Annotated in this window: 18 protein-coding genes, 2 tRNA genes and 1 pseudogene; 3 read left to right on the top strand and 18 right to left on the bottom strand. The window is 69.2% G+C overall.

All coding sequences use genetic code 11. The features are described 5' to 3' along the window. Positions 1-25: 25 nt before the first annotated feature. The 11 genes and pseudogenes from OG928_RS22905 to OG928_RS22855 all read right to left on the bottom strand — a co-directional run bounded on the left by OG928_RS22905 (position 26) and on the right by OG928_RS22855 (position 14780). A complete protein-coding gene (locus tag OG928_RS22905; protein WP_406286750.1) occupies positions 26-898 on the bottom strand; it encodes a hypothetical protein in 873 nt (290 codons plus the stop codon). Positions 899-970: 72 nt separating this feature from the next. After that, complete coding sequence (locus OG928_RS22900; protein WP_406286748.1) at positions 971-2896, bottom strand: TIGR03960 family B12-binding radical SAM protein; 1926 nt, start codon at positions 2894-2896, stop codon at positions 971-973. 118 nt (positions 2897-3014) lie between these two features. After that, positions 3015-4265 (bottom strand): rod shape-determining protein RodA, encoded by a 1251-nt coding sequence (gene rodA, locus OG928_RS22895; protein ID WP_406286746.1) that lies wholly within the window; start codon positions 4263-4265, stop codon positions 3015-3017. Then, positions 4262-6499, bottom strand: a complete 2238-nt coding sequence (mrdA, locus tag OG928_RS22890; protein WP_406286743.1) for a penicillin-binding protein 2 — start codon at positions 6497-6499, stop codon at positions 4262-4264. The genes rodA and mrdA overlap by 4 nt, the downstream gene beginning before the upstream one ends. A 35-nt stretch (positions 6500-6534) precedes the next feature. Beyond that, positions 6535-7041, bottom strand: a pseudogene (gene mreD / locus OG928_RS22885) (rod shape-determining protein MreD); the annotation flags it as partial. A gap of 4 nt (positions 7042-7045) precedes the next feature. Further along, positions 7046-8113 (bottom strand): rod shape-determining protein MreC, encoded by a 1068-nt coding sequence (gene mreC, locus OG928_RS22880; RefSeq protein ID WP_406286740.1) that lies wholly within the window; start codon positions 8111-8113, stop codon positions 7046-7048. A 113-nt stretch (positions 8114-8226) separates the two neighbouring features. Then, complete coding sequence (locus OG928_RS22875; protein ID WP_078979486.1) at positions 8227-9246, bottom strand: rod shape-determining protein; 1020 nt, start codon at positions 9244-9246, stop codon at positions 8227-8229. Positions 9247-9661: 415 nt separating this feature from the next. Continuing rightward, on the bottom strand, positions 9662-10072 hold the full coding sequence (ndk, locus tag OG928_RS22870) for a nucleoside-diphosphate kinase (RefSeq protein ID WP_406286738.1): 411 nt from the start codon (positions 10070-10072) through the stop codon (positions 9662-9664). A gap of 122 nt (positions 10073-10194) precedes the next feature. Then, positions 10195-10530 carry a DUF4233 domain-containing protein gene (locus OG928_RS22865; protein ID WP_406286736.1) on the bottom strand — a complete coding sequence of 112 codons (336 nt, stop codon included), beginning with the start codon at positions 10528-10530 and terminating at the stop codon, positions 10195-10197. Between the two features lies 1 nt (position 10531). Further along, positions 10532-11983, bottom strand: coding sequence for a bifunctional folylpolyglutamate synthase/dihydrofolate synthase (locus tag OG928_RS22860; RefSeq protein ID WP_406286734.1), 1452 nt, complete (start codon positions 11981-11983; stop codon positions 10532-10534). A gap of 163 nt (positions 11984-12146) precedes the next feature. After that, a complete protein-coding gene (locus OG928_RS22855; RefSeq protein WP_406286732.1) occupies positions 12147-14780 on the bottom strand; it encodes a valine--tRNA ligase in 2634 nt (877 codons plus the stop codon). 291 nt (positions 14781-15071) lie between these two features. On the opposite strand from OG928_RS22855, the gene OG928_RS22850 reads away from it, so the two are divergent. Continuing rightward, positions 15072-15779 (top strand): hypothetical protein, encoded by a 708-nt coding sequence (locus OG928_RS22850; protein ID WP_406286731.1) that lies wholly within the window; start codon positions 15072-15074, stop codon positions 15777-15779. A gap of 194 nt (positions 15780-15973) precedes the next feature. Continuing rightward, positions 15974-16630, top strand: coding sequence for a hypothetical protein (locus OG928_RS22845; RefSeq protein WP_406286730.1), 657 nt, complete (start codon positions 15974-15976; stop codon positions 16628-16630). A 57-nt stretch (positions 16631-16687) separates the two neighbouring features. Here the strand turns inward: OG928_RS22845 and clpX are convergent, their stop codons facing one another. From clpX to OG928_RS22815, 6 genes are all read right to left on the bottom strand, one after another. Further along, on the bottom strand, positions 16688-17968 hold the full coding sequence (gene clpX, locus OG928_RS22840; protein ID WP_406286728.1) for an ATP-dependent Clp protease ATP-binding subunit ClpX: 1281 nt from the start codon (positions 17966-17968) through the stop codon (positions 16688-16690). A gap of 152 nt (positions 17969-18120) precedes the next feature. Next, the gene (locus OG928_RS22835) at positions 18121-18783 is read right to left on the bottom strand and encodes an ATP-dependent Clp protease proteolytic subunit (protein WP_406286726.1); all 663 of its coding nucleotides are present in this window, start codon (positions 18781-18783) and stop codon (positions 18121-18123) included. 79 nt (positions 18784-18862) lie between these two features. Beyond that, entirely contained in the window at positions 18863-19435 is a 573-nt protein-coding gene (locus OG928_RS22830; protein ID WP_406291137.1) for an ATP-dependent Clp protease proteolytic subunit, read from the bottom strand. 301 nt (positions 19436-19736) lie between these two features. Further along, on the bottom strand, positions 19737-20048 hold the full coding sequence (locus OG928_RS22825) for a hypothetical protein (protein ID WP_406286724.1): 312 nt from the start codon (positions 20046-20048) through the stop codon (positions 19737-19739). Positions 20049-20341: 293 nt separating this feature from the next. Beyond that, entirely contained in the window at positions 20342-21763 is a 1422-nt protein-coding gene (gene tig / locus OG928_RS22820; RefSeq protein WP_406286722.1) for a trigger factor, read from the bottom strand. Between the two features lie 116 nt (positions 21764-21879). Next, positions 21880-21955 (bottom strand) — tRNA-Pro (locus tag OG928_RS22815). Positions 21956-22051: 96 nt separating this feature from the next. On the opposite strand from OG928_RS22815, the gene OG928_RS22810 reads away from it, so the two are divergent. After that, positions 22052-22125: transfer RNA gene (locus OG928_RS22810), tRNA-Gly, on the top strand. Here the strand turns inward: OG928_RS22810 and OG928_RS22805 are convergent. Further along, a complete protein-coding gene (locus OG928_RS22805; protein ID WP_406286719.1) occupies positions 22114-22719 on the bottom strand; it encodes a tyrosine-type recombinase/integrase in 606 nt (201 codons plus the stop codon). The two genes, OG928_RS22810 and OG928_RS22805, sit on opposite strands and share 12 nt — an antisense overlap. Between the last annotated feature and the right edge of the window lie 49 nt (positions 22720-22768).

Genomic DNA, 22768 nt, shown 5'->3' with positions numbered 1-22768 from the left:
GCCTACGGCCACCGGACGTGTCGGGTCAGCGCCCCCCGATACCGAAGGCCCGAAGCACCTCTTTGGTGGCTTTGCCGATCGGCCGCAGGACAACCCGCCCGACCCAGCGCAGCGGTGCGACCACGACGAACATCCACACGGCGCGCATGGCCCTGCCGATCGGCGCGAGCACGTTGCGCCACGCCCAGGAGACCGGCAGGACGACCAGGTATCGCCACGTCAGCGCGATGCCGCGACCGAGCGGCACGAGCACGTTGCGCCACAGCCACGACAGCGGCCGGACGATCAGGAAGTTGAACACCGCGGTCGACACGTCCCACGCGAACCGCAGCGCGTGCAGGATCGCCCGCCCGATCGGCCGCAGCACGTACCGCCACAACAGCACCACGGGTTTGACCAGGACGTGCTCGATCACGAAGGCGATCGGCCGGATGATCACGTGGACCAGGAACCACGCGAGCCCGCGCCCGATCGGGCGCAGCACGTACAGGTACAGGAATCGGCCGACCGGATACAGGAACCAGTCCCACAACAGGATCTTCAGGCCCTTGAGGACCGGAAACAGGATCCAGTCCCACAGCAGGACCTTGAGTCCCTTGAGGATCGGGCGCAGGAACCAGTCCCAGAACAGGATCCGGATGCCCTTGGCGATCAGCTTCAGCAGTTCCCACAGCAGGCGCAGCGGCACCACCACGATCAGCGCGATGATCCGGGCGGGCCAGCGGATCACCGAGTACAGGCAGCCCTCGCCGGGCTCGGGCCCGCCGCCGGTGTGCGGCGGGTACGCGTGTTCGGCGTGCTGCTGCCAAGCCGGTGGCTCCGGCGCGCCCCGCGTGTGCGGATTGTCGCGCGCCGTGTCCCACGGCTGCGGATCCGGCCGATCCCCGTTTCCAGTCACCCGCGCAGGTTAGTGGCCCCGGTCCCGTGACAGGAGCGGGGCCACCAAATGCGGTGTTATGTGACTATGCGGCTACTTGACGACGCTCAGGGGCAGCAGCTTCTGCCCGGTCGGGCCGATCTGGATCTCGGTGCCCATCTGAGGACACACGCCGCAGTCGAAGCACGGGCTCCAGCGGCAGTCGTCGACCTCGGTCTCGTCGAGCGCGTCCTGCCAGTCCTCCCACAGCCAGTCCTTGTCGAGGCCGGAGTCGAGGTGGTCCCACGGGAGCACCTCGTTCCACTCCCGCTCGCGGGTCGTGTACCAGTCCAGGTCCACGGGCTCGTCGGCCAGCGCGGTCTCCGCGCACTTGACCCAGCGGTCGTAGCTGAAGTGCTCGCTCCAGCCGTCGAACCGGCCGCCGTCCTCCCAGACCGCGCGGATGATCCTGCCGACCCGGCGGTCGCCGCGGGACAGCAGGCCCTCGATCGCGCCGGGCTTGCCGTCGTGGTAGCGGAAGCCGATCGACTTGCCGTACTGGCGGTCGGCGCGGATCGCGTCGCGCAGCTTGTGCAGCCGCGCGTCGGTGGCCGCGGGGTCGAGCTGCGGGGCCCACTGGAAGGGTGTGTGCGGCTTGGGCACGAACCCGCCGATGGACACCGTGCAGCGGATGTCGCGGCTGCCGGAGACCTCACGGCCCTTCTGGATGACCTTCTTGGCCATGTCCGCGATCTGCAGCACGTCCTCGTCGGTCTCGGTGGGCAGGCCGACCATGAAGTACAGCTTCACCTGCCGCCAGCCGTTGCCGTACGCGGTCGCGACGGTGCGGATGAGGTCTTCCTCCGACACCATCTTGTTGATCACCTTGCGCAGCCGCTCGCTGCCGCCCTCGGGGGCGAACGTCAGGCCCGAGCGGCGGCCGTTGCGGGTCAGCTCGTTGGCCAGGTCGATGTTGAACGCGTCGACCCGGGTGGACGGCAGCGACAGGCCGATCTTGTCGTCCGTGTACCGGTCGGCGAGGCCCTTCGCGACCTCGGCGATCTCGGTGTGGTCGGCGGAGGACAGCGACAGCAGGCCGACCTCCTCGAAGCCGGTCGCCTTCAGGCCCTTCTCGACCATCTCGCCGATGCCCTTGATGCTGCGCTCGCGCACGGGCCGGGTGATCATGCCGGCCTGGCAGAACCGGCAGCCGCGCGTGCAGCCGCGGAAGATCTCCACCGACATCCGCTCGTGCACGGTCTCGGCGAGCGGGACCAGCGGCTGCTTGGGGTAGGGCCACTCGTCGAGGTCCATCACGGTGTGCTTGGAGACCCGCCACGGCACCCCCGACCGGCTCGGCGCGACCCGCTGGATCCGGCCGTCCTCCAGGTAGTCCACGTCGTAGAAGCGCGGCACGTACACGTTGCCGGTGACCGCGAGCCGGAACAGCAGCTCGTCGCGACCGCCCGGGCGGCCCTCGGCCTTCCACGCGCGGATGATGTCGGTGATCTGCAGGACGGCCTGCTCGCCGTCGCCGACCACGGCGCAGTCGATGAAGTCCGCGATCGGCTCGGGGTTGAACGCGGCGTGCCCGCCGGCGAGCACGATCGGGTGGTCCTCGGTGCGGTCCTTGGCCTCGATCGGGATCCCCGCCAGATCGAGCGCGTTGAGCATGTTGGTGTAGCCGAGCTCGGTGGAGAAGCTCAGGCCGAACACGTCGAACGCGCCGACGGGTCGGTGGCCGTCCACGGTGAACTGCGGCACCCGGTGCTCGCGCATCAGCTTTTCCAGGTCGCCCCACACCGCGTAGGTGCGCTCCGCGAGCACGTCGGCGACCTCGTTGAGGACCTCGTACAAGATCATGACGCCCTGGTTGGGCAGGCCGACCTCGTACGCGTCCGGGTACATGAGGGCCCAGCGGACCGTGCACGCGTCCCAGTCCTTGACGGTCGAGTTGAGTTCGCCACCGACGTACTGGATGGGCTTCTGCACCTGGGGCAGAAGCGGCTCCAGACGCGGGAACAGGGACTCGACGGGCATGGCGGTCCTTCCGAGGGGCGAGGAGGGGGATCGACCTCCCAGCCTAACGCGACACGGGCGGACCGCCCTACCGAGAAACCCGGAGGGGGCCCGCCCGCGCGCGCGACCCGGCGTCGGGTCAGGCCGACTTGAAGGCGACGGCGTGTCTCATGTGCACCGACTGCAACAGCCCTATCCCCATCCAGATCGCGAACATCGACGATCCGCCGTAGGACACGAACGGCAGCGGGAGCCCGGCCACCGGCATGATCCCGAGGTTCATCCCGATGTTCTCGAACATCTGGAACGCGAACCACGCGACCACGCCCGCGGCCACGATGGTGCCGAAGAGGTCGTCGGCGTGCACCGCGATCCGGATCCCGCGCCACAGCAGCAGCCCGAACAGGCCGATGATCGCGCAGCAGCCGACGAACCCGAGCTCCTCGCCGGCCACCGAGAAGACGAAGTCGGTCTGCTGTTCGGGCACGTACTGGCCGCTGGTCTGCTCACCGTTGAAGAGCCCGTGGCCGGTGAGCCCGCCGGAGCCGATCGCGAGACGGGCCATCGCGGTGTTGTAGCCCACGCCACCCGGGTCGAAGTTCGGGTCGGCGAAGGCCCGGAACCGGTCGATCTGGTACTCGCTGAGCATGCCGTAGTGCACGACGGCCATCGCGCCGGCCGCCGCCGCCAGGACCAGGGCGACCATCCACCGGGCCCGGGAGCCGGACGCCAGCAGCACGCCGAGCACGATCACCGCCATCACCATGACCGAGCCGAGGTCGGGCATCAGCATGATCACGCCCATCGGCAGCGCGGCCACCACCAGCGCCCAGAACACCGCCTTGTTGCCGGGCCGGTCCATGTCCCCGGTGTCCACCCGCTCGGACAGGATCATCCCCATGCACAGGATGACCGCGATCTTGGCCAGTTCCGAGGGCTGCACCGAGAAGCCCGCACCCAGTTGGATCCAGGCCCGCTGACCGTTGATCGTGCTGCCGAGCGGGCTCAGCGCGGCCATCAGGCCGAACACCGCGAGGACGCCGACGAACAGGGAGAACGCCCTTATCCGCCGGTGACCGACCATCGCGACGATCGTCGCGAGCACCAGCCCGATCGCCAGGTTGAGCAGGTGCCGCTTGAAGAAGAACTGCGGATCCCCGCCGGTGAGTCCGCGCCGGTTGCGGGTCGCGGACCACACCAGGAGCGAACCCACGACCGACAGGGCGAGCGCGGAGCCGAACAGTATCCAGTCCAGGCGGCGCACCGGGGCGTCGCGCTGGATGATCTGCCGGGTGATCGACCGGCGCGGTGTGAACACCGGCGCGAGTCGGCCCAGGTCCGGCGTACCGAACCCGGCCACGCGTGACGCGGGCCGCAGTTTCAGGTTCATGTACCTCTTCCCGTCCGGTAGGCCACGCGGTCGGGCGGCAGTGCCCCCGGCGCGGACAACGCGGTAGTGATGGGGCCGTTGCCGCCGCCGGGACGCGGCGGCAGGGTGTAGGCGGCGGGCACGACCGTCCCGTCCGCCTTGACCTGCGGCAGGCCCGCGGGCGGGCTCGGCAGGAGGGCCGCGCCCGGGTTGATCGCGCCCTTCTCGTCGACCCCGAACAGCGCCTCGTAGATCTTGCGAACGGAGGGCCCGGACGTACCGGAGCCGGTGCCGCCCTGACTGACCATCATGACCACGGCGTACTGCGGACCGTCCGTGGAACCGGCGTACGTCGCGAACCACGACGTGCTCTGCTTGCCGTACACCGAGCCGGTGCCCGTCTTGGCCGACATCGGCACCTGCGCGTTGGGCCAGTTGGCGAACACGCCCGACGCGGTGCCGTTGCGCGCGACCCCGAGCAGTGCGTTCTGCAGGTACTGGAGCGTCGGCCCGCTCACCGGCAACGTGCCCGCCGACTGTGGCTGGATCTCGCGCACGAGCTTGCCCTCGGGGCTGATCACGGCCTTGCCGATGATCGGCTTCCACAACGTGCCGCCGTTGGCGATCGACGCGTACACCCGGGCCATCTGCAGCGGGGTGACGGTGGTGTCGCCCTGGCCGATCGCGAAGTTGATCGCGTCACCGGCGCGGAACTGCCAGCCGTCGACGCAGTTCTCCTTGGCGATCTTGTCGACGTAGTCGTTGCCGGTCTTGCCCTGCTTGCACCACGCGTCCTTGTTCTGCTCCCAGTTGCGCTTCTTCCAGGCCCGGTCGGCGATCCGGCCGCCGGACTCGCCCGGCAGGTCGATGCCGGAAGGGGAGCCCAGGCCGTAGTTCTTGGCCATCGTGACCATCGGGTCCCTCGGGTTCTTGCCGAAGATCCCGCCGTCCTTGAGCCACATGTCGTAGCCGATGCCGTAGAAGACGGTGTTGCAGGAGACCTCCAGGGCGCGCTGGAGCGAGATCGAGCCGTAGCCCCTGGACTCCAGGTTGTTGAAGGTCTGGCCGCCGACCGAGATGCTCGGCGAGCAGTCGTAGTTGGCCTTCGTGGAGTAGCCCGACTCGGCCGCGGCCGAGGTCGACACGACCTTGAAGATCGAGCCCGGGGCGAACTGACCCTGTATGGCCCGCGACACCAGCGGGACGCCGGCCTTCTCGTCGGTGAGCGCCTTGTAGTCCTCCGGCGAGATGCCGCCGACCCACACCGACGGGTCGTAGTTCGGCGCGCTGGCCATCGCGATCACGCGACCGGTCCTGACGTCCATGACCACGGCGGCGCCCGCGTCGGCGATGAAGTTCTTGTGCGTGTTGCCCGCGTCGAAGGTCGCGCGCGCCCGCTTCATCGCCTCGTCGAGCTGCTGCTCGGTGATCGCCTGGATCTTGGCGTCGATGCTGGTCACGAGGTGGTTGCCGGCCACCGGAGGGGTCTCCCCCACGGTTCCGGTGACCCGGCCGAGGTGGTCGACGGACAGCCCGGTGACCCCGGACTTCCCGCGCAGGTCCGCATCGTACGTGCGTTCCAGGCCGCTGCGACCGACCTCGTCGGCGCGCTGCAGGTCCTTCTTGCCCTCGGCCTTCTGCTTGGCGAGCTCGTCGTCGGAGACCGGCGAGAGGTAGCCGACGATGTGCGCGCCGTTCACTCCCTCGGGCGCCGGGTACTGCCGGACGGCGGTCGGTTCGGCGGTCACCCCGGGGAAGTCCTCGCGGTGCTCCATGATGGTGAGCGCCTGCTGGGTGGTGGCGTTGTCGGTGACCGGAATCGGCTGGTACGGCGAGCCGTTCCAGCACGGCTTGGGCACGTTGCGCTCGCAGAGCCGGGTACGCGCCTTGACCTCGTCGACCGGCAGTTCGAGCACCTTGGCGAGCTTGGTCAGCACGGCCGCGCCGTCGTCGGGCATCCGCAGCAGGTCGGTCCGGCTGACCGAAACGACCAGGGCGGTGCGGTTGTTGACGAGCGGGCGGCCCTTGTCGTCGAGGATCTGGCCGCGGACGGCCGGCGTCACCACGTCCCGGACCTGGTTCTGCGAAGCGGCCGCGGCGTAGTGGTCGCCCTCGCGGATCTGCAGGTACCAAAGGCGGCTGAACAGGGTGATCATCAGCGACAGCACGAGGATCTGCAGGACGACCATGCGGGCGCGCACCCGGTGCGCGCCGTCGCCCTTGGAGCGCCCGGCGTTGCGCAGGCTGGGCTTCATGAGTGCTTCACCCCCTACCGGGACAGGCCCGAGAGCATCGGTTTCGGATCGACCTTGCGGGCGATGGCCATCACCCACGGCACCACGAACGGCGCCAGGATCGAGTCGTAGACCACGGCGGTGAGCAGCAGTTTGGTCAGTCCCACCTGGCGCACGGCACCGTCGCCGACGAGCGCGCCGACCCCCGCGTACATGACCGTGGTGACCGCCGCGGCGACCGCGACGACGGAGATCGGCGTGAGCACGGAGCGTCTGGCGTTGCGGGAGGCGAACAGGCCGGCGCCGTAGCCGGCCAGGCAGAGCACGAACGCGTAGCGGCCGGCGGCGTGATCGGCGGGCGGCGCGAGGTCGGCGCACAGACCGGCCGAGAAGCCGATGACACAGCCCGTGGTGGGGCCGTACGTCATCGCGAGCCCGACCACCACGAGCAGCAGCATGTCCGGCACCGCGCCGGGCAGGCCGAGCCGGGCCAGCACGCTGACCTGGATCACGAGCGCCGCGACGATCAACAGCGCGGCGTAGAGGACGCGGGAGATCCGCACCGTCTCAGTCCCTTCCGGCCGGTGGTGTCGCGCCGCCGGACGACGGCTTGCGTCGACCGTCACCGCTCGCGTTGGCGTTGTTGGCACGGTCGCCCGCCGCGGGCGGCCGGGTGGCCTGGGCACCCGCGGGCGGCTCGGTGGTCGCCGGCGGCGGCTCGGCGGCCGCCGGAGGCGCGGGCGGTGCCGCGGGCGCGGTCGGCGGCGTCGGCTCCGCCGTCACCGGCAGCAGCGTGTCCCGCGGATCGGTGCGCGGCGGCTCGACCACGACGCCGACGGTGTCCAGGCTGGAGAACCGCACGTAGGACCTGACCTCGACGGTGCGGGTCAGTTCGCCGGGCTTGTTCCGGACCTCGGCGACCTCGCCGACGGGCACGCCGGCCACGAACGGCTTGCCGCCCTGCGACCCGAACGACACGAGCCGGTCGCCCTTCTTGACCTGGGCCTGACCGTTGAGCAGCTTGAGGCTCATCGGTCGGTCGCCCCGGCCGGTGGTGATCCCTATTTCCATCGACCCCGCAAGGCGCGAGCCGACCGAGAAACCGGGGTCGGTGGCGAGCAGCACGGTCGAGGTCATCGGACCCACCTGGGTCACCCGACCGACCAGCCCGTCACCGTTGATCACGGTCATGTCGGGCTTGATGCCGTCGCCCGCTCCCGCGTCGATCGTGACCGTCCAGGAGAAGCCCTGGGCGGGGCCGATGGCGACCACCCTCGCGGGCTTGACCTTGTACTGCCCGGCCGTGGAGACCTTGAGCAGTTTGTCCAGTTCGGCCGCTCGATTGCGGTCGAGCTCGATGTTGTCCACTTGTTGACGAAGTTTGGCGTTCTCGTCCTGCAGGCGCTTCTTGTCGCCCTCGTGGGATCCCGCGTCCTTGACCGCGTTCACGGCCCGGCCGACGGGGTCCACAGCGGCGGACACACCGCGTTCGGCGGGGCCGAACACGGCCGAGGCCCAGTCGCGCACGTTCGCGATGGGCGAGTTCCGGCCACCGCGGATGTCCACGGTAATGAGGGCGAAAGAGATCGCCAGCAGCAGCACGAGGACCAGCCGACCATGCCGGGAGTCCCTCACGATGCGCGCCCGCCCCTTTCGTACGTCGCGGCGCTTCAGAGCAGTTGTGGTGTGCGGTCGTGCCGCGGCGGGCGCGGGGGCGGAGGCCGAGCCGACCGCCCTCGCGTCTCGCGTCAGCGACGCGGTTGTGCGTCCAGCACCTGCTGGAGCTTCTCGTACTCCTCGACGCACTTGCCCGCGCCCAGAGCCACCGAGTCCAGCGGGTTGTCGGCGATATGGATCGGCATGCCGGTCTCGGTCCGCAGTCGCTCGTCGAGGCCGCGCAGCAGGGCGCCGCCGCCGGTGAGCACGATGCCGCGATCCATGACGTCGCCGGCGAGCTCGGGCGGACACTGGTCCAGCGTGCTCTTGACCGCGTCGACGACGGTGTTGACCGGTTCCTCGATGGCCTTGCGGACCTCGGAGGTGGAGATCACGATCGTCTTCGGCAGGCCGCTGACCAGGTCGCGGCCGCGAATCTCGCTGTGCTCGTCCTCGCCGAGGTCGAAGGCCGAGCCGATCGACATCTTGATCTCCTCGGCACTGCGCTCGCCCAGGAGCAGCGAGTATTCCTTCTTGACGTAGGCGATGATCGCGTTGTCCAGCTCGTCGCCGGCGACGCGGATCGACTGTGCGGTGACGATGCCGCCGAGCGAGATCACGGCGACCTCGGTGGTGCCGCCGCCGATGTCGACGACCATGTTGCCGGTCGCCTCGTGCACCGGCAGGCCGGCGCCGATCGCGGCGGCCATCGGCTCCTCGATGATGTGCACGCTGCGCGCGCCGGCCTGGCTGGAGGCCTCGACCACGGCGCGGCGCTCGACGCCGGTGATGCCCGAGGGCACGCAGATGACCACGCGCGGACGAGCGAGGTAGCGGCGGCGGTGCACCTTGAGGATGAAGTAGCGCAGCATCCGCTCGGTGATCTCGAAGTCGGCGATCACGCCGTCCTTGAGCGGGCGGATCGCCACGATGTTGCCGGGCGTGCGCCCGATCATCTTCTTCGCCTCGGCGCCGACCGCCAGGATGCCCCCGGTGGTGGTGTTCTTGGCGACCACCGACGGCTCGTTCAGCACGATGCCGCGGCCTCTGACGTACACCAGTGTGTTGGCCGTACCGAGGTCAACCGCCATGTCACGACCGATGAACGACAAGTTGTTCGCCATAAAAAGAACCTAGGGCCTTCCCGAGCTCGTAGCCATGAGACATGAGCCGATCGGGGGACGTCGTACGTGGACGCCGGACCGACCGGCCTCAATCGTAGGCACGGTGTACCGGCGGCAGACCCGCGACATACCGGGGCACGGCTGCACCCTCCATCCACCATGACGTGATCACGGGGCGAGGGGTTGCGTGCCACGCGCGGCGAGTCGAGGGATTTCCCCCTAACAGCGCACGGCCGGCGCCGAAAGAGGCGCCCGGGCAGGTCGCGCGAGCCTCCGCGCGGTGTGACGAAACTTTTCGATCCACCGTGCGGCCCGCGCGCGTCGCGCGGCCGTTCGATGGATCGTCGCGGCGAGAACGGCCGCGCGGCACGTGGTCGTCGCGACGAGCGGGTCGCGACGAGGGTCAGGCGTGTTCGGGGAAGAAGTTCTTGATCTCGCGCTCGGCCGAGTCGACCGAGTCGGAGCCGTGCACGATGTTCTCGCGCGTGATCGTGGCGAGGTCGCCGCGAATCGTGCCGGGGGCGGCCTTGATCGGGTCGGTGACGCCCGCGAGGGTGCGGAACGACTCGACCACGCGTTCGCCCTCGACGATCATCGCCACGCTCGGCGCCGACGTCATGAACTCGACGAGCGGAGCGTAGAAGGGCTTGCCCTCGTGCTCGGCGTAGTGCCGCTCGATCGTCTCGCGATCCATCACCCGCAGATCGAGCGCCGCCAGGGTGAAACCCTTGCGTTCGATCCGGCCGATGACCTCGCCGACGAGACCACGCCGGACTCCGTCCGGCTTGACCAGGACGAGCGTGCGCTCGGACACGTTTGGCTCCTTGCTTCCTCGATGAAGGGGTTACGGGGTTTGCGGCCTCGGATCCCACGAACGGGTCAACGCCCCGAGCCTATCCGGGGTCACGCACCAACTTCCGGGCCGCGTGTCCCCCGTCAGTCCGCGGCGGCCACGCGGGCCGCCTTGGCGGCGTCGATGATCCGCCCGACCCGCACGCAGCCGTACCAGATCCCCGCGAACACGACGCCGATCAGGAACATCATCGGGATCACGAACCCGGTGAGGAACAGGCCGAGTTGGAGCACCCAGCCGGCGCCCACCGCCCAGGGTCGGGACAGCTTGGCGCACAGCCAGACACACACCAGGGCGGCCGGCCCGGCGACCGCCCACAAGGTGCCGGTCGAGATGTCGGTGAGCTGCATCGCGACGAGCGCGGCGAGACAGATCACCAGCGCCTGGCCGATCAGGTGGGTCGAACAGAGCGCACGCATGTCAGACGTCCCTTCCGTCGCGGTGGCCGGCTCCCCGATCAGCGTCACTGCCCCCGCCGTCCCCGTCGCCCTCGCTGCTGCCCTTGAGCAGCAGGCGCGCCTCGCCGACGGTGACCACGGAGCCGGTGATCAGCACGCCCGCGCCGCCGAGGTCGCCCTCCTCCTCGGCGAGCGTGACCGCGGCCTCGATCGCCTCGGGCAGCGACGGCTGGACCTCGACCCGGTCCTGGCCGAAGACCTCGACCGCGAGCGCGGCGAGGGCGTCGGCCGGCATCGCGCGGGGCTGCGAGTTCTGGGTGACGACGATCTCGGCGAACACCGGTTCGAACGCCTCCAGGACGCCGCGGATGTCCTTGTCGCCCATCACGCCGACGACGCCGACCAGGTGCCGGAAGTCGAAGGAGTCGGCCATCGCCTGCGCGGTGGCCCGCGCGCCGGCGGGGTTGTGCGCGGCGTCGATCAGGACCGTGGGGCTGCGCCGGACGATCTCCAGGCGGCCGGGCGAGGTGACCGACGCGAACGCCTCGCGGACCAGGTCGGCGTCCAGCGAACCACCGCTGGTGAGACCCGGCCGGTCCGCCACGCCGACGCCCAGGAACGCCTCCACGGCCGCGAGCGCGACCGCGGCGTTGTGCGCCTGGTGGCCGCCGTGCAGGGGCAGGAAGATGTCGCTGTACTCCCCCGCCAGGCCGCGCAGGGTGAGCAGCTGTCCGCCGACCGCGAGGTCTCGCCGCACGAGGCCGAACTCCATGCCCTCGCGGGCGACCGTCGCGTCCATCTCGACCGCGCGCCGCAGCAGCGACTCGGCCGCGTCGACGGGCTGCTGCGCGAGCACGACGAGGCTGTCCTTCTTGATGATCCCGGACTTCTCGACCGCGATCTCGCCGGGCGTGTCACCGAGCCGGGCGGCGTGGTCGACCGCGATCGGGGTGACCACGGCGACGGTGCCGTCCACGACGTTGGTCGCGTCCCAGCGGCCGCCCATGCCGACCTCGACGACCGCCACGTCCACGGGCGCGTCGGCGAACGCCGCGTACGCCATGCTCGTGATCACCTCGAAGAAGGACAGCCGGTGCGGCTGCGACGCGTCGACGATGTCGATGTAGGGCTCGATGTCGCGGTAGGTCTCCACGAACCGCTCGGCGCCGATCGGCTCGCCGTCCAGGCTGATCCGCTCGGTCATCGACTCGACGTGCGGGCTGGTGAAGCGGCCGGTGCGCAGCTGGAAGGTGCGCAGCAGGGCCTCGATCATCCGGGCCGTGCTGGTCTTGCCGTTGGTGCCGGTGATGTGGATGACCGGATACGCCCGCTGGGGTTCGCCGAGCACGTCCATGAGCGCGACGACGCGGTCGGTGGACGGGTCGAGCTTGGTCTCGGGCCAACGCGCAAGCAGCTCGGCCTCGACGGCGCGCTGTGCGGCCAGTGCCTCGGCGGGGTCTGTCACAGGTGTCACCGGTTCTGATCGAGTTCTTCGGGATCTTGTTCGAGTTCTTCGAGCGTTGTTTTGTTCGAGTCTTGCTCGGGCCTTGGTCGGGCCTCGTCCGAGCCGGAGGTGTCGGCTCGCCGATCGTCCGCGCGGCTCGGGTGGGTGTGCCAGAGCCGCGCGGACGGCCGGGTCACGCCGCGGGCAGCCGGTCCAGCTGGCCCTTGATCCGCTCGATGTCGGCCTCGGCGGTGGTGAGCTTGTCGCGGACCTTGTCCACCACGTCGGGTGCGGCCTTGGCGAGGAAGCCCTCGTTGCCGAGCTTCCTGGTGTTCACGTCGCGGACCTTCTCGGCCTCGGCCAGGTCCTTGGACAGCCGCTTGCGCTCGGCGGCGAAGTCGATCGCGCCGGACAGGTCCAGCTCGATCACCGCGCCCGCGACCGGGAAGGATGTGGTCGCCGTGAAGCCCTCGCCGGCCGGCGTGCAGCGCGCGAGCTGGCGCAGTGCCGCCTCGTGCGCGGCGATCGCGGTGCCCGCGAGCGAGATGTTGGCCGGGACCCGCTGGCCAGGCTTGAGGCCCTGGTCCGAGCGGAACCGGCGGACCTCGGTGATCACCTGCTGGAGCGTGGTGATCTCGGCCTCGGCCGCCGGGTCGGCGAAACCGCTCGGGGTCGGCCACTGGGCCGGCACCAGCGACTCGCCGCCGGTGAGCGTGGTCCACAGCTCCTCGGTCACGAACGGGACGATCGGGTGCAGCAGGCGCAGGGTCACGTCCAGGACGTGCCCGAGCACGCGCCGGGTGGCCTGTGCGGCGGCCTCGTCGTCGCCGTTGAGCGGCAGCTTGGCGAGCTCGACGTACCAGTCGAAGACCTCGTCCCACGCGAAGTGGAACAGCGTGTCGGAGAGCTTGGCGAACTGGTAGTCGTCGTAGTACGCGTCCACCTCGGCCACGACCGCGTCCAGCCGGGACAGGATCCAGCGGTCGGTCGCCGAGAGCTGCTCGGCCGCCGGCATCGGGCCCTCGACCGTCGCGCCGTTCATCAGCGCGAAGCGGGTGGCGTTCCAGATCTTGTTGCAGAAGTTGCGCGAGCCCTGGACCCAGTCCTCGCCGATCGGCACGTCGGTGCCGGGGTTGGCGCCGCGCGCGAGGGTGAACCGCAGCGCGTCGGTGCCGTAGGCGTCCATCCAGTCGATCGGGTCGACCACGTTGCCGAAGGACTTGGACATCTTCTTGCCGAACTGGTCGCGGACCAGGCCGGTGAGCGTGATGGTGTGGAACGGCGGCGTGCCGTCCATCGCGTACAGGCCGAACATCATCATCCGGGCGACCCAGAAGAAGATGATGTCGTGGCCGGTCAGCAGGACGTCGGTGGGGTAGAACTTCTCCAGGTCGGCGGTGCGCTCGGGCCAGCCGAGCGTCGAGAACGGCCACAGGCCGGACGAGAACCAGGTGTCCAGGACGTCGGTGTCCTGCGTCCAACCCTCGCCGGTGGGCGCCTCGTCGTTCGGGCCGACGCAGACCGTCTCGCCGTTCGGGCCGTACCAGACCGGGATCCGGTGGCCCCACCACAGCTGCCGCGAGATGCACCAGTCGTGCATGTTGTCGACCCATGCGAAGTAGCGCCCGGCCAGCTCCTGCGGGTGGATGGTGACCCGGCCGTCGCGCACGGCGTCGCCGGCGGCGGCGGCGAGCGGCTCGACCTTGACCCACCACTGCATCGACAGGCGCGGCTCGACGGTGGTCTTGCAGCGCGAGCAGTGCCCGACGGCGTGCACGTAGGGGCGCTTCTCGGCGACGATCCGGCCCTGCTCGCGCAGCGCGGCGACGATCGCGGGACGGGCCTCGTAGCGGTCCAGGCCCTGGAACGGGCCGTGCGCCGTGATCACGGCGCGCTCGTCCATGATCGACGGCATCGGCAGGTTGTGCCGGCGGCCGATCTCGAAGTCGTTCGGGTCGTGCGCCGGGGTCACCTTGACCGCGCCGGTGCCGAACTCGGGGTCCACGTGCTCGTCGGCGACGATCGGGATCCGCCGCCCGGTGAGCGGCAGTTCGATCTCGGTGCCGATCATGTGCGCGTAGCGCTCGTCCGCGGGGTGCACGGCCACGGCGGTGTCACCGAGCATCGTCTCGGCGCGGGTGGTGGCCACCACGATCGAGGTGTCGCCGTCGCCGTAGCGGATCGAGACGAGCTCGCCGTCGTCGTCCTGGTGCTCGACCTCGATGTCGGAGATCGCGGTCAGACAGCGCGGACACCAGTTGATGATCCGCTCGGCGCGGTAGATCAGGCCGTCGTCGAACATCTTCTTGAAGATGGTCTGCACGGCCCGCGACAGGCCCTCGTCCATGGTGAAGCGCTCGCGGGACCAGTCGACGCCGTCGCCGAGGCGACGCATCTGGCCGAGGATCCGGCCGCCGTACTCTTCCTTCCACTGCCACACCCGGTCCACGAACGCCTCGCGGCCGAGGTCGTGGCGCGACTTGCCCTCCTTGGCGAGTTCGCGCTCGACGACGTTCTGCGTCGCGATGCCGGCGTGGTCCATGCCCGGCAGCCACAGCGTCTCGAAGCCCTGCATGCGCTTGCGGCGGGTCAGCGCGTCCATCAGCGTGTGCTGGAAGGCGTGGCCCAGGTGCAGCTGCCCGGTGACGTTCGGCGGCGGGATGACGATCGTGTACGGCGGCTTGTCGCTCTTGGCGTCGGCCTCGAACCAGCCCGCGGCTACCCAGCGCTCGTACAGCTTCCCCTCTACCTCGGCGGGGGTGTACTGGGAGGGAAGGGTCTGCGGCTGCTCGGCGGCAGCGGCTGCGGGAGTGGTGTTCTCGGTCACCGCCCCAGTCTACGGAAGGCCCGCGAGGGCTTTGACGGCCCGTGTGCACGGCGGAAGCGGATGGGCGCGGTGTCGCTCTCGTCCCGATCGCGATGGGGGCGTCCCGGGGGTGTCACCGGGCTGTCACCGATGCGCGGCGCTCGATGGTTGGGCCTCCGGACGAACGTGGGCGGCGCTAGTGTCCGCCGTGGGTCGTGGGCGGCCTCGACGGGTGGGGGCATCGGTCGGGGTACGCGTGAGCGGCCGCGTATTCGGGGCATTCGGGATATTCGTGAATCCGGGGGGATTTTCGTGCGTACTCGTGGTTCGGCGCTGCTCGCCGCCATCACCGTGTCGGTGCTCGGCCTGTCCGCGCTGACGGGTTGTCAGTTCGACGACGAGAAGGCCGATCCGGGCGCCGGATCGGTGCGGACCGCAGCGAGCGAGGGCTCGCCGGCGGCGAACAAGCCCACCTCGGCGGCGAGTCCGAGGCCTTCGGTGACTTCGGTGCCGGCTACGGCGAAGCCGACCGGCAGACCCTCGACGACGGTCGCGGACAAGCGGCTCGTGTCGACGACGCGGGCGGCCGGGCTCGCCCGGCTGACCGGGGCGGGCGCGCCCACCGACGTCCCGGTGGACCCGGGCGAGGTGACACCGGGCGTGAACGACGTGCTCGTGGCGTCCTTCGGCGCGTCCGCGGCGGGCCCGCGCACGGTCCTGTTCGTCGGAGTGGACGGCCTGACGGGCATCGACGGCAAGCGGCTCGAGCACATGACGCGCGGCATGGTCGAGTACGTGAACGGCGGCGGCGGCAGCGTTCCGGAGTCGGTGACGATGAAGGGCTACGACCCGGGGCCGCAGGGCGGCACGCTGGAGTGCATGCCGGGCGACGACGCGCGGCCCGCGGCGATCTGCGGGTGGGCGGACAGGTACACGACCGCCGTGGCGTTCTTCGAGAACCTGTCGGCGGATCAGGCCGCGGTGCGGTTCAAGGCGATGCGGGCGGATCTGGAGAAGTAGCGGACGGGGCGGGCCGACGGGCGCGGCCGTCGGCGGCGCGCGAAGTCGCGCGGCGGTCGGCGGTCGGCGGCGCGGTATCGCTCGGCGATCGGTTCGGTGAGGTGGCTCGGACGTCGGTCCCGCGTCGCCTCGCGGCCGTACCGTCGTTGTACGGGATGGCGACATCTTGGGCCGAGCCACGGGGGTGGTGGGCGATGAGCGACGGATACGGCGGGTGGCAGGGGCCCGGGACCGGTGGGGCGGGATACCCGACCGGTCCGCCACTGGGATCGCCGCCGCCGGACGAGCGCTCGCGCGATCGGTTGGCGCTGATCGCGGGCGTGGTCGGCAGTGTGGTGGTGGTCGTGGCGGCGGTGGTGGTCGTGGTCCTGCTGCTCGACCCCGACGACGACGCCGGGCCCCGGGCCCGCGGCCTGCCGACCGCGCCGCCGACCGCCAGGAGTTCCGCGCCGCTCGCGATGCCGGGCACGATCGAGGCCCGGGGGCCGATCCCGCAGACCGAACTGCCGGCCGCGGTGGCCGACCTGAACACGACGATGGCCCGGACGTTCACCGGCGTCCGCACCGAGGTCTTCGGTGGCGGGCAGACCCGGGAGACCGTGCTCGTGACCCTCGCGACCAAGCGCGACAAGGCGCCGGCGGCGTACGTCCGGGACTTCGTCCCGGCGGTCCCGGTGACCGAGGATCCGGCCGCTCCCGGCCCGCCGGGGCTGCTCCGCTGCTGGAGCAACCCCGAGACGGCGATGTGCCTGTGGGGCGACGACAACGACCTGGTGTACGTCAGCGACGGCGCCGGCGTCGCACACGCCCGCCTGGTGATCGCGAACGTGTACGCGGGCAGTGCCCGTTAGCCGTGCCCGTTGGCCGTGTCCGGTGGCGGTGCCTGCCGATCGGGCCCGCTTCGGTGCCTACGCGCTCTTGTCGCGCCGTTCGCGCTTGACGATCTCGCGCGGCACGAGCGTGGGATTGACGTGCTTGAGCACGACCTGGTCGGTGATCACGACGCGGGCCACGTCCTTGCGGGACGGCACCTCGTACATGACCGACATCAGCACCTCTTCGAGGATCGCGCGCAGGCCGCGGGCGCCGGTGCCCCGCATGATCGCCTGGTCGGCGATCGCCTCCAGCGCCTCCATCTCGAAGTCCAACTCGACGCCGTCGAGTTCGAACAGCCGCCGGTACTGCTTGATCAGCGCGTTCTTGGGCTCGGTGAGGATCTGGATGAGCGCCTCGCGGTCGAGGTTGTGCACCGAGGTCAGGATCGGAAGCCGACCGATGAACTCGGGGATCATCCCGAACTTGAGCAGGTCCTCCGGCATCACGGCGGCGAACGAGTCGGCGCTGTCGACGTCCCGCTTGGAGCGGATCTGCGCGCCGAAGCCCATGCCCTTGCGGCCGACCCGGCCCTCGATGATCTTCTCCAGGCCGGCGAACGCGCCGCCCACGATGAACAGCACGTTCGTCGTGTCGATCTGGATGAATTCCTGGTGCGGGTGCTTGCGGCCACCCTGCGGCGGCACACTCGCGGTGGTGCCTTCGAGGATCTTCAGGAGCGCCTGCTGGACGCCCTCTCCGGACACGTCGCGCGTGATCGACGGGTTCTCGCTCTTGCGAGCGATCTTGTCGACCTCGTCGATGTAGATGATCCCGGTCTCGGCCTTCTTGACGTCGTAGTCGGCCGCCTGGATCAGCTTCAGGAGGATGTTCTCGACGTCCTCGCCGACGTAGCCCGCCTCGGTGAGCGCGGTGGCGTCGGCGATGGCGAACGGCACGTTGAGCATGCGGGCCAGCGTCTGCGCGAGCAGCGTCTTGCCGCAGCCGGTCGGGCCGAGCAGCAGGATGTTGGACTTCGAGAGTTCGACACCGTCGTCCCGGGAGCCCTTGCCGGTCTCGCCGGCCTGGACCCGCTTGTAGTGGTTGTACACCGCGACGGAGAGCGCCTTCTTGGCGGATTCCTGCCCGACCACGTAGCCGTCGAGGAATTCGTAGATCTCCCGCGGCTTGGGGAGCTCCTCGAACTTCAACTCGGAGGACTCGGAGAGCTCCTCCTCGATGATCTCGTTGCACAGGTCGATGCACTCGTCACAGATGTAGACACCCGGACCGGCAATGAGCTTCTTCACCTGCTTCTGGCTCTTTCCGCAGAACGAGCACTTGAGCAGGTCGCCACCGTCACCGATGCGTGCCACGAGGTGCATCTCCTTCGCCTGGGCCCCGGATGTACCGGACCTGGTGCCTGGTCTTTCGACGGTACCCCGCCGGAATCTCCGATCCCCCGGTTTTGACCATCAACCGGCCACCGTTGTCCGGTCGGCGGCGAGCCGCCGACCGGGCGGGGGCACTAACCGATGACCTTCCGGGGTGCCGTGATCTCGTCGATGAGGCCGTACGCCAGCGCCTCTTCGGCCGTCAGAATCTTGTCGCGCTCGATGTCGTCGCGAACCTGCTCGATCGGCCTTGTGCTGTGCTTCGCGAGCATCGTCTCCAGCATGGTGCGCATGCGCTGGATTTCACGAGCCTGGATCTCCAGGTCGCTAACCTGCGCGCGCCCGGTTTCACTGTACGGCTGGTGGATGAGAATGCGGGAGTTCGGCAGCGCCATTCGCTTGCCCGGAGTTCCGGCGGCGAGCAGAACGGCGGCGGCGGAGGCCGCCTGGCCCATGCACACCGTCTGAATGTCGGGGCGCACGAACTGCATCGTGTCGTAGATCGCCGTGAGCGCCGTGAAGGACCCGCCGGGCGAGTTGATGTAGATCGAGATGTCCCGATCGGGGTCCATCGACTCGAGCGTCAGCAGCTGCGCCATGATGTCGTTGGCGGACGCGTCGTCGACCTGCGTGCCGAGGAAGATGATGCGCTCATCGAACAGCTTGCTGTACGGGTCGTACTCGCGAGTGCCCTGCGAGGTGCGCTCGATGAAGCGCGGGACGACGTAACGGCTCTCCGCGCTGCGTGAGGCCAACGGTGCCAGGCCCTCGGGCCGGTGGAACAGATTGTCATTCATGGAAATCTCAGCCCTCCGGGACTGCGGACTCAGTGGCTGGGCGACTGGAAGCTGTTTCAGCCGTGTTCAGACGCCGGATTCAGCTCGTGCTGCCGGTGTTGGGAACCTCGGCCGCACTGCGAACGACGTGGTCCACCAGGCCGTATTCCTTGGCCTCTTCGGCGGAGAACCAGCGGTCGCGGTCCGAGTCGTGCTCGATCTTCTCGGGGCTCTGCCCGGAGTGGTGTGCGATCAGGCGAGTCATCTTGCGCTTGGTGCGCAGGAGCTGCTCGGCCTGGATCTTGATGTCCGAGGCCGAGCCGCCGAGACCGGCGGACGGCTGGTGCATCAGGATCTCGGAGTTGGCCAGCGCGATGCGCTTGCCGGGGGCTCCGGCCGTCAGCAGGAACTGGCCCATGGAGGCGGCCAGACCCATGGCGACGGTCGCGACATCGTTGCTGATCCACTGCATCGTGTCGTAGATCGCCATGCCGGCGGTGATGGAACCACCGGGCGAGTTGACGTAGAGCCAGATGTCCTTTTCCGGGTCCTCGGCGTTCAGCAAGAGGAGCTGGGCGGAGATCGCGTTGGCGATCTGGTCCTCGACAACCGAGCCGAGGAAGATGATCCGCTCGCGCAGCAACCGGTTGTAGACCTGGTCGTCGAGCCCCATCCCACCCGGCTGAGATGCACGCGAAGTGGGCACCGCGAGCCCCGGAGTCACGATCTGCGGATTCGTCACGTATCCACCTGCTCGTTTCCGACGGCAATCCCGAACCGTCACGAAGTCGACCTTGGGAGGCACCTGCTTTTGTGGCGGGTGACCCCCTTCGTACAGCGACCCTAACGCGCAGATCGGCGCAGGCCATCCCAGACTCAGGACTGTTCGCCCAGAGCGCAGCAGGGTGGTATCCGGGCGGTGACGGGGCAGTCGCGCGCGGGTCGGCCGGGAGTGTGGGCGGCTTCGCCTCGGGTCACCGTGCGACGCGGCGGAAGGGGTAGACGACTCCCGCGTCGGGGTCTCCCATGAGGAAGTACAACTCCGGGGACGACCGGGTGCCGCGGATGTACACGGTCCAGGTACCCGGGTCGGCGATGCGTGCGGATGCGGGCGAGCCCGAGGGATCAACGAGAGGGTTGGAGGTGGCCGACTCTCCCTCCGGCCGCAATTCGACAGCGGCCGCCACGCCGCCGGAGCCGGGGGTGGGCAGCCATACACCGCTGCTCGAGAGGAACAGTTCCGGTCGATATCCGGATTCGGTGGGGCGATATTCGCTGCTGCCCATTCGGGAACACCTTCTGCGCCTCGCCGAACACCTTCGACATGACACCCGCGCAGCCGTTGAACGTGGCCACCATCCCCCGCAGCCAGGCAAGGTCGACCCCGAAGTCGGGGCCCATGCGACCCCCCGTGTGGCACTACCTCGGCCCCTGCCGGGGTTCTCGGGGCACAGTCCAGAACGGGTTGAGCCGATCGGGTGATGGGGGCATCACGATCCGTAGCCGGCCGTCACGCACCTGGGCCCGGTCTCCGCCGAAGCGGGGCCGGGCCCAGGTGTGTGTGGATGTCGCGGGTGGATCAGGCCTCGGCCTTCTCCTCCGTGGTCTCGTCCGTCGCCGCGGCCGCTTCGCCCTCGGCGTGGTCGTGACCCTCGTGGCCGTCCTCGCCGTCCGCGTGCAGGTCGACACCGAGGCTGACCTCGTTGCCGGACGCGTCCTTGGCCTTGGCGCCCTTGGCGATGACCTCGAGGGCCTTGCCGCGAGCGACCTCGCCGACCAGGACCGGCACGTAGCCGGACTGCATGACCTGCTGCGCGAACTGGTCCGGGCTCATGCCGGACTGCTGCGCGCGCTGGATGAGGTGCTGGGTCAGCTCTTCCTGGTTGACGGAGAGCTGCTCCTTCTTGACCACCTCGTCGAGCACGAACTGGGCGCGCATGCCCTTGCGGACGCTGTCCTGGAGCTCGGCGTCGTACTCCTCGGCGGTCTGGCCCTGGATCTCCAGCCACTTGGCCAGGTCCATGCCCATCATGCCGAGCTGCTGCTCGAGCTGACCACGACGCTGCTCGATCTCCTCGGTGACGATGCTCTCCGGCAGCGGCACCTCGATCTGCTCGAGGAGGGCCTCCAGAACCTTGTCACGACCCTCGTTCTGCTGGTCGTGCAGCTTCTGGTGGTCGAGCTTCTCGCGGAGGTCCGCCTTCAGCTCGTCCAGCGTGTCGAACTCGCTCGCCAGCTGCGCGAAGTCGTCGTCGAGCTCGGGAAGCTCCTTGGCCTTGACGGTCGTCACCAGGACGGACACCGCGGCGGTCTCGCCGGCGGCGCTGCCACCCTGGAGCTCGGTGTCGAAGGTCTTGGTCTCGCCGGCCGACGCGCCGATGACGGCGGCGTCGAGGCCGTCCAGCATCGTGTCGCCGCCGATCTGGTACGACATCGCCGTGGCGACGCCGTCCTCGAGGACCTCGCCGTTGACCTTGGCCTCGATGTCGATGACGACGGTGTCGCCCTCGGCCGCGGCGCGCTCGACGGTGTTCAGCGCACCGAAGCGGTCACGCAGCTCTTCGATCTTCTCGGCGACGTCCTCGTCCGTGACGGTGATGTCATCGACCTCGACCTCGATGCCGGAGTAGTCCGGCAGCTCGATCACGGGACGGGTGTCGACCTCTGCGGTGAACTTCAGATCGGCGCCGCCGGCCAGCTCGGTCACGTCCGTGACCTCGGTGACCTCGGGCTGGCCCAGGACGCGCAGCTCGTTCTCCTCGACGGCCTTGCCGTAGGAGGAGGAGAGGATGTCATCGAACGCCTCGACGAAGACGGCCTCGCGACCGAAGCGCTGGTCGATGATGCGAGCAGGGATCTTGCCCTTACGGAAGCCCGGGACCGTCACCTGCTTGCCGATCTTCTTGTACGCCGCGTCGAGGCTGGGCTTCAGCTCCTCGGAGGGAACCTCGACGGTGAGCCGAACCCGGGTCGGGTTCAGCGTCTCGACGGCGCTCTTCACGGTAAGGGTCTCCTTGCTGCGGGCTGTTCTTCCGGGCCTGTGCATCTTGCCTGACGGCACACTGAAGGTTCAGGACCGGTGGTACCGATCCATCCTGCAGCGAAATCATGATGTGGTGGTCGGGGCGGGGAGACTCGAACTCCCGATCTCCTGCTCCCAAAGCAGGCGCGCTAGCCACTACGCTACGCCCCGTGGCGCCCGATGAAGTCTAGAGGACGACACGCTAGAGTCTGCACTGGCCGCGCACCAATCCGCTAACCTAGGCGCCACGTGCACGCCACACCAGCTGCGGGTGTAGCTCAATGGTAGAGCCCTAGCCTTCCAAGCTAGTGGTGCGAGTTCGATCCTCGTCACCCGCTCCAAAGGTAAAGGCCCAGGTCAGAGGCAGGTTCTCTGATCTGGGCCTTTGTCGTGCCCGCGCTCTTGTGGGGGTGGGCACCAGATCCGCACCAGATGGTCCCGGCGGTCCAGTCGTGGTCGGTGCGCTCCGAGGCCGGTTTCTTGACGCGATTTCTCGCCGGGCTCCGAGCCGGTTCGCCACATCGACCGGCCTCTTTGCCGTTCGGATCTCGGCACTCACCACGGCGGTGCTCTCTTTGTCCGGTTCTGCGGGTGTGCCGGTAGATCAGCGCCGCACCGGTCGAGGACTGTCCCATCCGTGCCGTCAGCTCCCACAGGCGCGCGCCGGTAGAGGCCGCAAGTGTGTTCCCTGTGTGCCGAAGGTCATGAAAATGGACATCTTTGGTCCTGATCTTGCAGAGGCGCTTCCAGACGCGATCGAAGTTGTTCCGGCGGATCAGGCCGCCGCGCGGGCCGAGGAACAAGATGGCGTCCGGTTCCTTGCCCGAGAACTCGTTCGAGTGAATTTGTTCGGCTTCTTGATGGCACGGAGTTCCTAGCGACGAGCCGCACCAAAGACCACATACAACACGGCGAGCGCCAAGGCCCCGTTCCACACCACGGGCCGTTGAAAGACATGCATGATGGAAGTACCCCTTCGAAGAT

This window comes from Embleya sp. NBC_00896 (assembly GCF_045207785.1).
Taxonomy (GTDB): Bacteria; Actinomycetota; Actinomycetes; order Streptomycetales; family Streptomycetaceae; genus Embleya.
This window is presented reverse-complemented; position numbering and strand designations above follow the sequence as displayed.

Coding starts and splice junctions, on each gene's coding strand:
- OG928_RS22900 (WP_406286748.1), bottom strand. CDS start 2,896: ATGCCCGTCGAGTCCCTGTTCCCGCGTCTGGAGCCGCTTCTGCCCCAG.
- rodA (WP_406286746.1), bottom strand. CDS start 4,265: ATGAACCTGAAACTGCGGCCCGCGTCACGCGTGGCCGGGTTCGGTACG.
- mrdA (WP_406286743.1), bottom strand. CDS start 6,499: ATGAAGCCCAGCCTGCGCAACGCCGGGCGCTCCAAGGGCGACGGCGCG.
- OG928_RS22865 (WP_406286736.1), bottom strand. CDS start 10,530: ATGCGTGCGCTCTGTTCGACCCACCTGATCGGCCAGGCGCTGGTGATC.
- OG928_RS22845 (WP_406286730.1), top strand. CDS start 15,974: ATGAGCGACGGATACGGCGGGTGGCAGGGGCCCGGGACCGGTGGGGCG.
- OG928_RS22835 (WP_406286726.1), bottom strand. CDS start 18,783: ATGAATGACAATCTGTTCCACCGGCCCGAGGGCCTGGCACCGTTGGCC.
- OG928_RS22830 (WP_406291137.1), bottom strand. CDS start 19,435: ATGGGGCTCGACGACCAGGTCTACAACCGGTTGCTGCGCGAGCGGATC.
- OG928_RS22825 (WP_406286724.1), bottom strand. CDS start 20,048: ATGGGCAGCAGCGAATATCGCCCCACCGAATCCGGATATCGACCGGAA.